The sequence below is a fragment of the Rhodococcus sp. NPDC060176 genome (assembly GCF_042728675.1).
Taxonomy (GTDB): Bacteria; Actinomycetota; Actinomycetes; order Mycobacteriales; family Mycobacteriaceae; genus Rhodococcus_F.
The window spans coordinates 385229-400139 of sequence record NZ_JBHWYS010000005.1 but is presented as its reverse complement, the minus strand read 5'-3'; the positions used below and the strand labels follow the sequence as shown (position 1 = coordinate 400139).

General features: G+C 62.0%; 9 protein-coding genes. 1 reads left to right on the top strand and 8 read right to left on the bottom strand.

All coding sequences use genetic code 11. From position 1 onward, the window contains the following. Positions 1-73: 73 nt before the first annotated feature. The 3 genes from ACFWEM_RS24435 to ACFWEM_RS24425 form a co-directional block, all read right to left on the bottom strand. Positions 74-1438 (bottom strand): PQQ-binding-like beta-propeller repeat protein, encoded by a 1365-nt coding sequence (locus ACFWEM_RS24435; RefSeq protein ID WP_378537786.1) that lies wholly within the window; start codon positions 1436-1438, stop codon positions 74-76. Beyond that, entirely contained in the window at positions 1435-2826 is a 1392-nt protein-coding gene (locus tag ACFWEM_RS24430; RefSeq protein ID WP_378537784.1) for a hypothetical protein, read from the bottom strand. The genes ACFWEM_RS24435 and ACFWEM_RS24430 overlap by 4 nt, the downstream gene beginning before the upstream one ends. 187 nt (positions 2827-3013) lie before the next feature. After that, the gene (locus tag ACFWEM_RS24425; protein WP_378537782.1) at positions 3014-5260 is read right to left on the bottom strand and encodes an MMPL family transporter; all 2247 of its coding nucleotides are present in this window, start codon (positions 5258-5260) and stop codon (positions 3014-3016) included. 223 nt (positions 5261-5483) lie between these two features. On the opposite strand from ACFWEM_RS24425, the gene ACFWEM_RS24420 reads away from it, so the two are divergent. Next, entirely contained in the window at positions 5484-6932 is a 1449-nt protein-coding gene (locus ACFWEM_RS24420) for a hypothetical protein (protein ID WP_378537780.1), read from the top strand. Between the two features lie 54 nt (positions 6933-6986). On the opposite strand, the gene ACFWEM_RS24415 is transcribed toward ACFWEM_RS24420, so the two are convergent. The 5 genes from ACFWEM_RS24415 to ACFWEM_RS24395 all read right to left on the bottom strand — a co-directional run bounded on the left by ACFWEM_RS24415 (position 6987) and on the right by ACFWEM_RS24395 (position 14642). Further along, entirely contained in the window at positions 6987-8099 is a 1113-nt protein-coding gene (locus ACFWEM_RS24415; RefSeq protein WP_378537777.1) for an NDMA-dependent alcohol dehydrogenase, read from the bottom strand. A gap of 47 nt (positions 8100-8146) precedes the next feature. Next, the gene (locus ACFWEM_RS24410; RefSeq protein ID WP_019744236.1) at positions 8147-9646 is read right to left on the bottom strand and encodes an aldehyde dehydrogenase family protein; all 1500 of its coding nucleotides are present in this window, start codon (positions 9644-9646) and stop codon (positions 8147-8149) included. A 108-nt stretch (positions 9647-9754) separates the two neighbouring features. After that, complete coding sequence (locus tag ACFWEM_RS24405; RefSeq protein ID WP_378537775.1) at positions 9755-11422, bottom strand: sigma-54-dependent Fis family transcriptional regulator; 1668 nt, start codon at positions 11420-11422, stop codon at positions 9755-9757. Positions 11423-11426: 4 nt separating this feature from the next. Beyond that, positions 11427-13064 carry an AMP-binding protein gene (locus ACFWEM_RS24400; protein WP_378537773.1) on the bottom strand — a complete coding sequence of 546 codons (1638 nt, stop codon included), beginning with the start codon at positions 13062-13064 and terminating at the stop codon, positions 11427-11429. Between the two features lie 207 nt (positions 13065-13271). Further along, complete coding sequence (locus ACFWEM_RS24395; RefSeq protein ID WP_378447250.1) at positions 13272-14642, bottom strand: MFS transporter; 1371 nt, start codon at positions 14640-14642, stop codon at positions 13272-13274. Between the last annotated feature and the right edge of the window lie 269 nt (positions 14643-14911).

Here is a 14911-nt window from a genome sequence, read left to right as displayed (position 1 = left end):
CCGTTCGGGCCGCTGACCGCCGAGTACCGAGCGCTTATCCGAGTGTATTGACGGACATGCACCACACCGGATCTCACGACACCTTCAACGCCGTGATGCGGTCTTCACTGGAACGCAACAGCACCTTGTCCCCTGCCCACAGCTCGCTCGGCATCGCCCAGGGGGTGAACTCGTCGTCCCCGTCATGGTCGACGTGGACCTCCCAACTCCGTTGACCCGTCATGACATCCGTTCCGAAAACATTGCCCTCTTCGATGACGACATCTCCGTGCCAGATAATCTCTCCGGCGCGCTCGGCATTCGATCGCCACAGGACCTCACCAGTGAGCAGGTCCACGAACTGGACCTCGGGCTCGGAACCGGAACGGGTCACGGCGACCACGTTGCCGATCACCGCCAACGACTGTGCGGTGTCGAAGACTTCACTGTTGGACCACAATTTCTCGCCGGACTTCCGGTCGAAACCGCTGTGTCCCAAAATGATCGGAGTCGATCCGCCGACAGGTTCATCTCGACTGTATCGCCCACCGTAGTGCGAGGACTCCGAGGGCAGTTCGTCCGTCCTGGCGAACTCGCGCCCGTTCTGATCGAGTGCGTACTCACTTGTCGGGCGACCGTTGCCTTCGCAACCGCCGTCCGACACCAAGGTCACACCGTCCGACGATGTGTGCGCGGTCGAACAGGTGGAGTAACCGTGTACCCACCGCTGTTCGCCGGTCTTCAGGTCGAATCCCAAGGACTCGTCGAGAGCGATCACACCGAGGTCGCCGTGAACCGACATCACCGGATCGGCATATCCGGCCTCCCACGATCCGCCGATGTCGAACGCTTTGGACCAGTTCGCTTCCGGATCGTCGACGGTTCCGCTGTGCACGCGAACGTCGTTGCTCTCGATATCCCCTTCGAGCGCAAGGACGGTGTCGCCTGAGACAACCGCGATGATCGGCGACCACGGCGTCTTGATGTCTCGCCGCTCTCCCGTCTCGATGTCGAACAGCGAGTACGAACCACCGGATACGTACGGCCCGGAGAAACACAGCACCGAACTGCCGAGCAGAGTCTCGGAGCAACCACCGATGTCGACCGCCGACGCGCGCCAACGAACTGTGCCGTCTTCGGCGTCCAATCCGACCAATTCTGCGTCGTCCAACGAATACGCCTGACGATCCGGCATACCGATCATCGTGACCACGAGTGATCCGGCGTCGATGAATCCGCCCATGTCCATGTTGAATTCGGTGCCGACAAGTGGGCTCCGAAAGATCGCGAACTCGCGTCCGAGAATCTCGGAGGCCTCGACGCTCCACAACGGCGACGAGGCCGCTGTCGGTTCGGAATTCGTCGACGTAACCACCGTGGCGACGGCGGCGGTGACGGTGACCACGGCAGCGGCGGCCGCGACTCGAAGGCGCGTTTTCGGGGAGAATCTGGTGGTCATCGAATCTCCAGCCCGTCGGTCGTCGCGAGAAATTCCAACTGCTCGAACGTCATCGGCACGTTCGGTGCCTCGGCCGACGAGCTCACCGTTACTCGCGTCCCACCGGGATGGGTAACTACTACAGACCTGTGGACATTCTCCCAGCGACTCTCATCATGTTCGATCACGGACCCGTCCTCGGCGGTCACCATCGAGAGCGGGTGCCCGTCGTAAGAAGGGTCGTACTTGTTCGGAGGCGTAGGAAGCGGCTGCCCACTGGTAATCGAGATGCTGAGGCGCGACTCGTTGCCGCCCGACCGTGCAACGAGATCCTGGCACGCGGTGGTGGTGTCGTTTTCGGCAAGAACCAGATCACCCAGCTGACTGCCGAGGTCAGGCGCGTCTGGCGGTGCTGCGCGCCAACCCGATCGGAGCGCTTCACCGAGCGCGTCGACGATTCCTCGATCCAGTTCCCGCCCAGATGACTCGTCCGCCCAACCGCCGCAATCAATCTGAAGCGGAGCAGTGTCTGGTGGAATAGGCGCGGTGATTCGCAGCTGTGGCATCTCGACAAGGGTCGCAAGTTCGTCGAGCGTCAGTGGCACCACGCCGGAACTCTCGGCGTCCCGAGCTCCGTCGTTGTTCGTGTCGTTGACATACGCCTGAATACGGGTCCCGTCGACTCCGTACAGCATCGCCGACCGACCAAGAGTGCGTACACCATTGGTTTCGCTCCACGTATCCTGCAGGTCCACCACAGACTGGTCGGCCAGCACCCGACGTTCGACGAGCGACCCCGCAACACACGATGGGATCGGATCAGAACTCGAGTGCAGCATCAGGCTGAGCGCGCCGATCTTCCCGTCCCGAACCAGCGTCCCGGACGCAGTGGTGGACGCCAGATCCTCGAGCGAGAACCCCTCGGGCAGGCCATCTGTGTTCGAAGGCGCATAGATCGGCCCGAACTGGAGCGAATTGCCCGGGCTGGCGAACTTCAGCTCGACGTCGTGCGGCAGCGCCTGCTTGACCGCGTCAGACATCGCTGCTGCCTTGGCGCTCGAGAACCACGGAAAGCGTGGATCGTCGTACGTGTTGGATCCGTCCAGAATATAGGAGAAGAACGAATCCTCCTCTGGCGCTTCGACGCTCTCACAACCCGGAATGGTGGTCGGGTACACCGCGGTCGGCGTGACGTACGAGAATTCAGGTGCGTCTTCGGCGAACCCACCGTCCGGCGTAGACGTCACGCTGACAGACGTCGATGCAGCTACCGAGATGTTGTCGGACTCCGAGCCACTCCACCGATCCACGAACCCGGCAACCACTGTGCCGCCGGCGATCAGGGAGACGACCGTCAACGCGAAGGTCCACGTCTCCGCACGCTTCGAATCGGTTTGCTCGTTCGGCACGAGTCCTCACAGTCATCGTCACGGCTCGCCCCCGGTGCGCGTCGCCTCTGGAAGTCCTGTCGCGATCACAGCAATTTCTGTTACCAACCGGATGGTTTCCTATTTGTGTCAGCGCCATCCAGACACAAATGAACGGGGTGCCAGTTGCTCTGCAACCGGCACCCCGTTCGTTTCACGACCTGAGTGCTTACACCCTGACAGGAACCTTATTCGGGTCTGGATCGGAGTCCGGGTCTGGATCGATCGGAATCCGCCGAATCGCTTCACCCTCGATGTCGACGTTCGGCAGAATCTTGTCGAGCCACGCGGGCAACTTCCACGCCGAATCACCGAGAATCGACATGACCGCAGGGATCACGATCATGCGGATGATGAAGGCGTCGAAGAAGACTGCCGCCGCGAGACCGAAGCCCATCATCTTGCTTGTCGTCTCCGAGGACAGCATGAATGCGCCGAACACGGAGATCATGATGATGGCCGCCGACGCGACCACGCGAGCACCATGGGTGTAGCCGGAGATGATGGCATCCTTGGCCGACAATCCGTGCACGTATTCCTCGCGCATTCTCGTCACGAGGAACACTTGGTAGTCCATCGCCAACCCGAACACCACACCGATCATGAAGATCGGCAGGAACGAGATGATGGGTTGAGTGTGCTCGATCAGCCCGAAGTCGCCTTCTTGGAAAATCGCCACCGTGGCGCCGAAGGTCGCACAGACGGAGAACAGGAATCCGAGAGTTGCGGTCAGCGGCACCAGGATCGAGCGGAAGACGACCATCATGATGATGAACGCCAGCCCGACCACCACGATCAGATAAGGGATGAGCGCGGAACTGAGCTTCGACGACATGTCGGCAACGATCGCGGTTTGACCCGCTACACCGAGTTCAGCTCCCTCCGACTTCACCGTCGATCCGTAGTCGCGGATCTGATTCATCAGTTCGTGGGTTTCGGGTCCACTCGGTGACATCTGCGGGGTGACGGCGATCAGGGCAGAGTTGGCGCCCGCCATCGGGTTTGCCGCGTCCGGTCCGTTTCCGACCCACATCAGCTGATCCGGCGTTGCGACGTTGTCGAGGCCCTTGATGTGCGCGACAGTGCCTTCGGCAATCGCGGTGATGTCGGTACCGTCGGGTGCATCGAGCACGACGAACAACTCACCGTTGACGCCTTCACCGAACCCTCGTTGCAGTAGGGCCAGCGCCGGTCGCTCTTCGTCCTGAGTGAAGGAGAGTCCGAGTTCGAGCTTGGTCATCGGAATAGCCGCGATCACCAGGAGAACCAGAGCAGCACCAGCGATCGGCCACGGGTATTTGGTGACTATCTTGGCCCAGCGATGACCGTTGGATTCCATCGTCTCGGGCTCGTCACCGTGGCGAAGCCCGGGGATACGAGGCGAGAACGCGAATCGGCCGAAGATACCCAGGACAGCCGGGATCAACGTGATTGCGCCGAGGACGGCGATGATGACGGCAACCGCTGCAGAGATTCCCATCTGGGTGATCATCGGAACCCCGACTACCGCCAGGGCTGCCAGCGCGACCACAACCGTCAGGCCGGCGAAGACGACGGACGAACCGGCAGTACCCACTGCGCGCCCGACTGCTGCTTCCCTCGTTCCGCCCAAATTGAGCTCACTGCGGTAGCGCGAAACGATGAACAACGCGTAGTCGATCGAGACTGCGATGCCGATCATCGTGACGATTCCTGTGACGCCTTCGTTGATGTCGAAGAAGCCCGAACCGAGTGTGACCGTCAGAGTGGCCAGCGCAATTCCCAGAATTGCGGTGAACAACGGAATGAAAGCCGCAATGAGCGCGCCGAACGCCACGATCATCACGATGAACGCCACCGCGAAGCCGAGCATCTCCGACAGACCGCCTGCGGCCTGCACCTGCATCATGGAGCCGGTGCCTTCGACTTGCAGGCCACCGGTGCGGAATTTTGCCATCAGGTCGAGGAACGCCGTCTTGTTGGCCTGCGTCTGATCCTCGATGCGAATCGACTGATTGAGCTGGATCAGCCCGACCTTGCCGTTGTCCCCGAGAACGGCCGACGCCACCGCCGGATTGGCCTCCGCGAGAGTCACCGGGTTGACGATCTTCTCGGGATCGACGATGTCCGGCAACGTCTTCGCCTGCGCGATCAACTGGTCGATCTGATCGCTGTGTGCGGCAAGTCCGTCGTCTGCCGCGATGAGAATACTGGTCGACGCCTGAGTTTGCTGCTCGGCTGCCGCTGCGAAGTTCTCGTTCATCAACTCGGTCGCACGTTGGGAATCAGTGCCCGGAAGATTGAATTCTTTGGAGAACGTCGGATTTGTGGCGCTGATTGCGCCCCCCACCACCGCGATCACGATGATCCACGCGGCCACCACAAGATACTTGTGGCGGAAAGCAAACTTCCCCAACCTGTAAAGATACGTAGCCAACGTAGGCCTCTCTCGCCGTGGACTGGTCTGTCCGAAGAACACGGAGTCTTTCGGTGCCAAGGTCATACGGTACGGACCGATCGGCCCGTTGGCACCCGGTATATCTGCGAAAACGGCATATCCGACGCGCCTTCGTCTCGTTTTCAGACCGCTCGGTACCGTGGACACGACACGGGCAGGCGCCTCACCAGAGCAGACGCCACGTAGTACGAAAGGCAATCCCATGAATCACGGCCAGGCCGTCGATCGCGATCTCCTCCTTGCCGGCCAACAACGACTCGACGCACTGGGTCCACGATTGACTGGATCGCCTTCACACCACGCTGTGGTGCAAGAAGTCGCGAACGAACTGACCGAACTGGGCCTCGACGTCCGGCGTGATTCACACACTTTCGAACGCTGGGATCTACCGGACACATCTGAGGGGCTTCGCATCGAATTGCCGACGGGACCGATCAGCGTTTCGTCCGCATTTCCCTACTCCGGATTGACCGGGCCACAGGGAATCTCCGCTCCCCTGGTCTACGTCAGCGCGCGACGCCCCAAGTGGTCGGCGGCCAAGGGCGCGATCGCAGTGATCGAGGTCCCGCACATCGATCTTCCCCGCAAGCTACTGGTCAGCGAGTGGGGCCCGATCGCCACCGACGAGACACTTCGAAATCCGGTTCTCTCCGCAACACTTCTGGGCCCGAAGCTAGACAAGGCCCGCAAGGCCGGTGTCCTCGGCGTGATCGCGGTGTGGCGTGACATCGCTCCGGACAACGCACTGGGACAATATCTTCCGTTCACGCAGCCATATCACGACATCCCCGCCGTCTGGGTGGCCGGCGACGAGGGCGCGAAGGTTGTCGCTGCAGCTCGTTCCGGTCAGCGGGCGACTCTGGTACTGGACGCGACTCTGCATCCGGACATCCGGACTGACACGGTGTGGGCAGTGTCCCCCGGAACCTCACCCGAAGAGACGATTCTGCTCATCACTCACAGTGACGGAACAAACGGCGTCGAGGAGAACGGCCATCTGGGAATGTTGGCGTTGGCGCGCCACGCCGTCGCGCAGCCGCATCGACGGTCGTACGTTTTTGTCCTGACGACTGGCCACCTTCGTATTCCAGCGGTGTCCAAGCACGGACAGGCAACGTCCACCTGGCTCGAAGCGCACCCCGAGATGTGGAAGGGCGAAGCCGGACAGTCGCGCGCAGTAGCGGGGATCGCAATCGAGCACCTCGGCGCACTGGGTGACACCGAGGACAACTCGACCGGCAGCTATACGTTGGAGACCACTCCGGAACCGGAACTGCTCTACGCGACGAGCCGAGAAGTACACAACATCGTTGCACCGCTGTGGCGCGACATCGGAGCGGGCGATCGCCGAATCGTGGCACCAGGACCGGTCATTCATTTCGGTGAGGGCGAACCACTGTTCGAGCGGAAGATCCCGGCAGTCGCCTTGGTGACGGCGCCGCAGTACCTGCTCGCTCTGCGCGAGGCCGACGCCGTTGCACATGTCGATCTCGACGCGATGATCAAGCAGATCGAAAGCTTCCGGGATCTACTCGACGCATTCGATGCGACAGACTCCGCCGCTTTCGGTCCGGTGGTCTCGCGCTCGGTGTTCGCGAAGTTCTCGGCGCTACTTCAGTTGATGCAGATTTTGTCGAAAGCCAAGAAATAGTGCTGTGCGCCTTTATTAACCGCCCGCGGTTAATAAAGGCGCACAGCAGTTGTCCTACTTGTCGTGAATGATCACGCCACGGATGTTCTTGCCGTCACGCAGATCCTGGTAGCCCTTGTTGACGTCTTCGAGGCTGTAGGTGTTGGTGATCAGTTCGTCAAGCTTGAGCTGGCCGGCATCGTAGAGACGCAGCAGTCGTACGATGTCGTACTGCGGGTTCATCGAACCGAACAGCGTGCCCTTGATCGTCTTCTGATTCAGGGTCAGGTCGGTACCCGACACGTGAACGGTCAGCTTGGCAGGGTCGGCGAGTCCCGTGATCACCACGGTGCCACCCTTACCGATCACTGCCGTCGCTGCACTGACGACGTCCTCGTCGACGGTGCCGACAAGGATGAGCGCAGCGTCGGCGCCCTGTCCCCAGGTCAGCTCGTTGACCTTGGCAGCCGCACTCTCGGCGTCTGCAAAGGCATGCGTGGCACCGAATTTCAGTGCGGTGTCACGCTTGAGAGCAACCGGATCGACCACCACTACGTACTTGCAACCAGCCGAAACAGCACCCTGGACCGCGTTGATGCCGAGACCACCGATGCCGTAGATCACCGCGGTGTCACCGGCGCGAAGGTTACCGGCGTTGACGGCGGTGCCCCAGCCCGACGGCACACCGCAACCGACGACCACTGCGGTCTCCAACGGAAGCCAGTCGTCGATCTTGACAACCGAGTGCTGCGAGATGGTGGCCCGCTCGGAAAATGTTCCGAGCATGCACATTCCGCCGAAGTCCAGACCGTTGCCATGGAAACGGAAGGACCCGTCGGGCATGGAACCTTCGAGGATGGTGGCGCCCATGTCACACAGGTTCTGGCGACCGGTCGAGCAGTAGCGACAGGTGCCGCAGTTGGGAATGAAACTACACACGACATGATCGCCCGGCTTGACCTTCGTGACGCCAGGGCCGACCTCTTCGATGATGCCCGAGCCCTCGTGTCCGCCGACGATCGGATAACGCGGCGGGAGATCACCGTCGGTCAGGTGCAGATCCGAATGGCACAGTCCGGCCGCGGTGTACTTGATCAGTACCTCACCCACACCCGGTCCGTCGAGGTCGAGTTCCATGATCTCGAAAGGCTTTCCGGGCTCGAGCAGTACAGCAGCTTTGGTCTTCACTGGTGATCTCCTTGATTGTCGGACGAGAGAATGAGCGATGAGGTCGGTCAGAGGGCGATGTTGACGGCCTTGGTCTGGGTGTAGAGATCGATGGCCGAAGCGCCGAGCTCGCGGCCCCAGCCGGACTGCTTGTATCCGCCGAAGGGCATTGCGGTGTCGAAGCCGTTGTACTGGTTGATCCACACCGAGCCGGCCTTCAGACGCTTTGCCGTGCGATGCGCCTTGGAGATGTCCCGGGTCCAGATGCCCGCAGCGAGGCCGTAGATGGAATCGTTTGCGGCAGTGATCGGTCCGTCGTCCGCGTTGAACGGCAGCGCTGCCACGACCGGTCCGAAGATCTCCTCCTGGACGATGGAGAATTCAGGCTTGACGTCGACGAAGACTGTGGGCTCGACGAAGTAGCCTTGATCACCCCAGCGGTTGCCGCCCGTCAGTGCGCGTGCGCCGTCGGCGATTCCCTCACGGAGGTAGCCGGTGACCTTGTCGAACTGCTCCTGCGAGACCAGCGGTCCGAGCTGGGTGGTGGGGTCGAGGCCGGGCCCGATCTTGACCTGGCTCGCAGCGTGTGCCACTGCCTCGGTGAACTTCTCGAAGATGGTGTCCTCGACGTACAGGCGAGTGCCCGCAACGCAGCACTGTCCGTGGTTGAACAGCCACGCGTTGAGCGAACCCTCCACCGCGGAATCGAAATCCGCGTCGGCGAACACGATGTTGGGGCTCTTGCCACCGAGCTCGAGCGTGACCTTCTTCAGATTGCCCTTGGCAGCGTCGACGATCTTCTTGCCCACCTCGGTAGAACCGGTGAACGCGACCTTGTCCACGTCGTCGTGCCCGGACAGTGCAGCGCCGGCATCGCCGAATCCGGGAACGATGTTCACGACGCCAGGCGGGAAGCCGGCTTCTTCGAATACCTCTGCGAGAAGAAGTGCGGTGAGCGGGGTCTGCTCTGCGGGCTTGAGGATCACGGTATTGCCGGCAGCGAGCGCGGGTGCGAGCTTCCACGACGACATGAGCAGCGGGAAGTTCCACGGGACGATCAGTCCGCAGACGCCGATCGCCTCACGCAGTGTGTATGCATGAAACTCGCCGCCCGGAGAGAATGGCATCGACACGTTGACCGTGCTGCCTTCGATCTTGGTGGCCCAGCCTGCGTAGTAGCGGAATACGTCTGCGGCCCAAGCCACGTCGACGGCGGTGGCGATGGCAACGGACTTGCCGTTGTCGAGAGCTTCGAGCTGACCGAACTCTTCGGCGCGGGCACTGAGAATGTCGCCGACGCGCCAGATCATCCGCTCGCGCTCGTTTGCCTTCATGCGTGACCAGGGGCCGTCTTCGAAGGCCGTGCGAGCGGCGCGCACTGCGCGGTCGATGTCTTCGGCCTGTCCGTGTGCCACGTCTGCGAGCTTCTGTCCGTCAGCCGGGTTGTACGTCGCGAAGGTCTGACCCGAAGCGGCGTCGACGAATTCACCGCCGATGTAGAGCTTCTTCGGTCCGTTCAGGAAACCCTGTACCGCGGAACTGATGGTGTGTTCGGCTACTGCCGTCATCGGAAACTCCCCTGAAGTAGTGAGGTGCGAATGTGATGCACGCCATACTTCCGCGCTTCCGAGGGTGCTAACTGTCCGAACTTTGTACAACTGGAATCGGACAGCGAACTACACAGTGATGTCCAGCGCCCGCATACGAGTGTAGAGAGTGCTTCGGCTGATGCCGAGCTGCGCCGACGCGTGAACCTTGTTGCCGCCGCAGTCTTTCAACGCTCCGATGATCGCCTGACGCTCGGCCTTCTCCCGCCCCGCCAACCGCGACACCTTGGTGGTGGTGCGGTAGTCCTCGGGCAGATCGGCGACGTCGATGCGGTTGTTGGAGCGATCGCCTGAGGCACGATGCAGCACGACGCGTAACTCGGCCAGATTGCCCGGCCAACTGGCCGCCGCGAGCGCTTCGGTAGCACTGGCGGTCAACCTCAGTTCGGGCGAGATCCCTTCCAACATCGCCTGCGCCAACTCGGCGATCTCTGCTTGTCGCTCACGCAGTGGGGCTATGACAACCCTGGAAGCACAACGCGAGATGAGCGATGCGATGGTCGGCGGTAGATCCGCTACCGCGCCGCTGGTCAGCACGATCCGCGGCCCCTCGGCGCTCGCGTCGATCAGGTCTGCAACCAGCGGCAACACCGAATCGGGAAGAAGTTGCACCTGTTCGATCACGACGACGCCCGAACGCTTACGGGCGGCTCGCACAAGATCGGTAACCCATTGCTCACGTCCGTCGAATGCAATCCGCGTGGCATCGAGCCAACTCGCGTCGATGCTGCCGACGACGTCCGATGCTGCCGAGGTTCGGCCCGAACCCGCCTCACCCGAGATCGCCACGGCGGCAGAACCAGCCCGCGCTCGCACCAAGTCTCGGCGCAGTCGTTCGCCCGGAGACGGGGCCCGCTCATGAGTTCTACGGATCGGCGCCCGTTCACGCTGGAGTGGTTCGACCAGGAAGAGCGCCCCGCCGTCCGCCCCGGAAATCCGGTCGGCCTGAACTCGCGCCAGCGCACCGGACGCCAATTCGACTGTCACCAATCGTGATTGATCCGGGTTGAGGTCGGCGATCAAGGAACGGAGCGACACGTGATCAGCAGTGTCCAGCAGGTCGAGGGCGGTTCGATTGCTCAGCAGGATGTCGTCGCCGATAGCCGCAACGGCAATGTGACGCTGATGCGAAACTCGTTGGAATGCGTCGACCAGTCGCTGCTCCGACGCTTTCGAGCCCTCGAGCAGTCGCTTCTCGATGTCCGCTGCCGCACGCGCAAGGAATGGCGCGAACAGTGGGTTGGCCTGCGAGACAACGCCGGTCATGTCGAGAATTCCCTCGACGCGGCGGGTGACGGGATGCAGGATCGGCTGCCCGTAGCAGCTCAATCCCTTGAGGCTGTCGAGGAAATGCTCGTCACCGTGGATCACCACACTGCGTCCGACCTCGAGCGGCGTACCGAGCGCGTTGGTACCAGCGTGCTCTTCGCCGAAGCGTGAACCGTTGACTACGCCCAACCGCTCGATCGTCCGCTCGACTCGACTGTCGGAGTACACCGAGGCGACCACTCGGCAGTCCCGATCGGCCAGCAGGACACAGAACCCGGTGCCCGCGATCTGTTGCGAAACCTCGTCGAGCACAGGTGCGGCGGCCCGAAGCAGACGAGATTCGCCGTCCTGTTCCTCGGTGTCCACGGCGATGGCCGACGACGGGTCGAGGCCACTGAGTCGAGAACGCTTCCAGGAGAGCGCGATCTCGGGGCGTACCGGCTCACGCTCCCCTGGGTTCGCGGACATACTCTCAGGCCTGACCGATCAATTCGATCGCCTGTTCTCGCATCGCGATCTTGCGAACCTTGCCCGTGACTGTCATCGGGAACTCGTCCACGACGTGGACGTACCGCGGAATCTTGTAGTGCGCGAGCTTGCCGGTGCAGAATGCACGGACCGAATCGGCGTCCAGATCGTCTGCGCCTTCGCGCATCTGGACCCACACCATCAATTCCTCGCCGTACTTTGCATCGGGTACACCGATGACCTGAGCATCGAGAATGTCGGGGTGGGTGTAGAGGAATTCCTCGATCTCTCGCGGATAGACGTTCTCACCACCGCGGATGACCATGTCCTTGATGCGTCCGGTGATAGCGACGTACCCGGCCTCGTCCATCACTCCGATGTCTCCGGTATGCATCCACCTGGCAGCGTCGATCGCCTCGGCGGTCTTCTCCGGGTTCTCCCAGTAACCGAGCATGACCGAGTACCCACGTGTGCACAGCTCACCAGGTTCGCCGCGCGGTACCGTCAATCCGGTTGCCGGATCCACGATCTTGATCTCGAGGTGCGGCCCCACCCGTCCGACCGTTTCGGTGCGCTGCTCGATCGAATCGTCCGAGCGAGTCTGCAGCGACACCGGCGACGTCTCCGTCATTCCGTAGCAGATGGACACCTCTGCCATCCCCATGCGATCGATGACCTGCTTCATCACCTCGACCGGGCAGGGTGAACCGGCCATGATGCCGGTGCGAAGGCTCGACAGATCGAAGCTCTCGAAGTCCGGCAAGGCCAACTCTGCGATGAACATCGTCGGAACGCCGTAGAGGGATGTGCACTTTTCGGCCTGAACAGCTTCGAGCGAAGCACGCGGATCGAACGCCGGACCCGGAATGACCATGGCGGCACCGTGAGTGGTGCACGCAAGGTTGCCCATCACCATGCCGAAGCAGTGGTAGAACGGCACCGGGATGCACACCCGATCCACCTCGCTGTAGTGGCACAACTCGCCGACGAAGTAGCCGTTGTTGAGGATGTTGTGGTGACTGAGCGTCGCGCCCTTCGGGAAACCGGTAGTGCCCGAGGTGTATTGGATGTTGATCGCGTCGTCGGCTGACAATGCGGCTTGGGCAGCGGCGAGCGGAGCCGGATCGTTTGACTGCGCCGCCAACCCGTCTGCAAGCACTGAGTCCCACTCGGGTGAACCGAGCAGGATCACAGACGTCAGATCGGGGCACTGCGGCCGCACCGTCTCGATCATCGACGCGTAATCCGAAGACTTGAAGCTCGGCGCAGACACCAGCGTCGAGATCCCGGCCTGCTCGAGCACGTACTGCAACTCGTGCGAGCGGTACGCCGGGTTGATGTTGACCAGGATCGCCCCGATCTTTGCCGTCGCGTATTGCGTGAACGTCCATTCCGGACAGTTCGGAGCCCACATCCCTACCCGATCACCCTTCCCCACACCATGGGAAAGAAGTCCGGCAGCGAGCCCGTTCACCTGCTCGGCGAACTCCCGGTACGTCCATCGTCGACCGCTGGCATGGTCGATCAACGCATCACGGTCACCGTGCGCGGCAACCGTGCGATCCAGGTTGTCTCCGATGGTGTCGCCCAGCATCGGACCGTCCCATACTCCGGACGTATAGCTGGGCAGCGGGGTACTCATGTGTTCTGTCCTCTCCGGTTACCTGTTCAGGCACCTATGAGAGGGGCCGCCGCAGCGGACCCTCTCATCTACGAATTTACTCGATTCGGTGTGATGCACGACATACTTCCCGGTGTGGGGTGGCCGTAACTGTCTGAAGTCCGGACACCCCACCCGCCTGCTGTGCGCCTTTGTTAACCGCCGGCGGTTAATAAAGGCGCACAGTGGTTACAGCGCGTGATCCTTGGTCTCGACAAGCGCCCACGTGCAGATCAGGCTCAGCACACCCAGGATCGCCAGCATGACTCCGATGGCCATGCTCCCGTAGGCCGAGGCCAGTGGTGCGGCGATCAGCGGCGGCACTGCGCCACCGAGCACTCCGGCGAGGTTGTAGCCGAGGCCGGCACCGGTGTAGCGGTAGCGGGTCTGGAACATTTCCGGAAGCAGCGCACCGCAGGGGCCGTAGGCGATTCCGAAGATCATCAGCGTGCCGAACATTCCGATGACGAAGGCGATCGGCGATCCCGTGTCGAGGAGCGGGAACAGCACGAGAGCCCAGACGACGGCCAGACCACACGAGATCATGATGACCTTGCGACGCCCGATGCGGTCCGAGTACAGAGCGGAGACGATGATCGCCGCACCGAAAACGAAGGCGGAAGCGATACCGACCGACAGGACGAACGGGCGGGAGAAGCCGAGAGTCTTGGTTCCGTAGCTCGTGAGGAATGCCGTGCCCATGTAGAAGAACGCGAAGAGGCAAGCCAAGGCGCCGGCCGAGAGCAGGATCTCCTTGGTCTGGAACCGCCAGGCATCCAGGAACGGGAGGGTGCGAGGTGCTTCGTTCTTCTGCTCTGCGACGCGCTCTGCCTGCTCCGCCTTGAAGACCGGAGTCTCCTCGATAGCGAGTCGCATGTAGAGGCCGATGCCGACCAACACGATCGAGAACAGGAACGGAATACGCCAGCCGTAGTCGAGGAAGGCCTGGTTGGTATCGCCGAGGACAGCGCCGGTGATGAGGAAGGTACTGCTCGAGAGCACGAAGGCAATTGCGGGGCCGAGCTGCGGGAACATCGCGTACAGACCACGTTTGCCCGGTGGAGCGTATTCCGCGGTAAGCAGGGTTGCGCCTGCCCATTCACCACCGACCGCGAAGCCTTGGCCGAATCGCAAGAGCACCAGGATGATCGGAGCGGCGACACCGATAGTTGCCGCACCGGGCAGCAAGCCGATCAGCAGCGTCGAGATGCCCATGAGCAGGAGCGTCGAGATCAGAGTCTTCTTGCGACCGATGCGATCGCCGAAGTGTCCGAACAACATTGCGCCGACGGGGCGGGCGATGAAGGCGACTGCGAAGGTCGCAAACGATGCGACAGTTCCCGCGGTGGCACCGAGTGCGGGGAAGAACACCGTCGGAAAGACAAGTGCTGCAGCAGTTCCGTAGATGAAGAAGTCGTAGAACTCGATGGTCGTGCCGATGCAACTCGCGATGGCGACGCGCCGCACGCTGGTGGTCTGCGGGGGTTGCGTCGCACCTGCGGCACTCGCGCCCCCGGCGCCGGCGGCACTGGTGCCGCCTGTGGGAGAGACTGTGGTCACTCGATTCCTCCGTGGTCCTATGGTGTCGCCCTGTGGGCATCACCGTCGATAGGAGGAAAGGTAGTGATGTGGCTCACCCCTGCACTACCCCCGAAAGAGGGTAAGAGTGATCTCGGTCACGACTTGTATGCAATGGTAACGAGTTTCACGGCTCTTCACATGCCGTGGGGCCGGGGCTTAGGTGGAAAAACACCACCCGCGCCCCCCCCAAAACCGGGCGGGTCCCCCCGCCACCAAAAAAACATAACGGCCCCCCCCCAACCACACGA

Excerpts from the sequence above, each read along its gene's own strand:
- ACFWEM_RS24405 (WP_378537775.1), bottom strand. The coding sequence starts at position 11,422 with ATGTCCGCGAACCCAGGGGAGCGTGAGCCGGTACGCCCCGAGATCGCG.
- ACFWEM_RS24400 (WP_378537773.1), bottom strand. The coding sequence starts at position 13,064 with ATGAGTACCCCGCTGCCCAGCTATACGTCCGGAGTATGGGACGGTCCG.
- ACFWEM_RS24435 (WP_378537786.1), bottom strand. The coding sequence starts at position 1,438 with ATGACCACCAGATTCTCCCCGAAAACGCGCCTTCGAGTCGCGGCCGCC.
- ACFWEM_RS24410 (WP_019744236.1), bottom strand. The coding sequence starts at position 9,646 with ATGACGGCAGTAGCCGAACACACCATCAGTTCCGCGGTACAGGGTTTC.
- ACFWEM_RS24420 (WP_378537780.1), top strand. The coding sequence starts at position 5,484 with ATGAATCACGGCCAGGCCGTCGATCGCGATCTCCTCCTTGCCGGCCAA.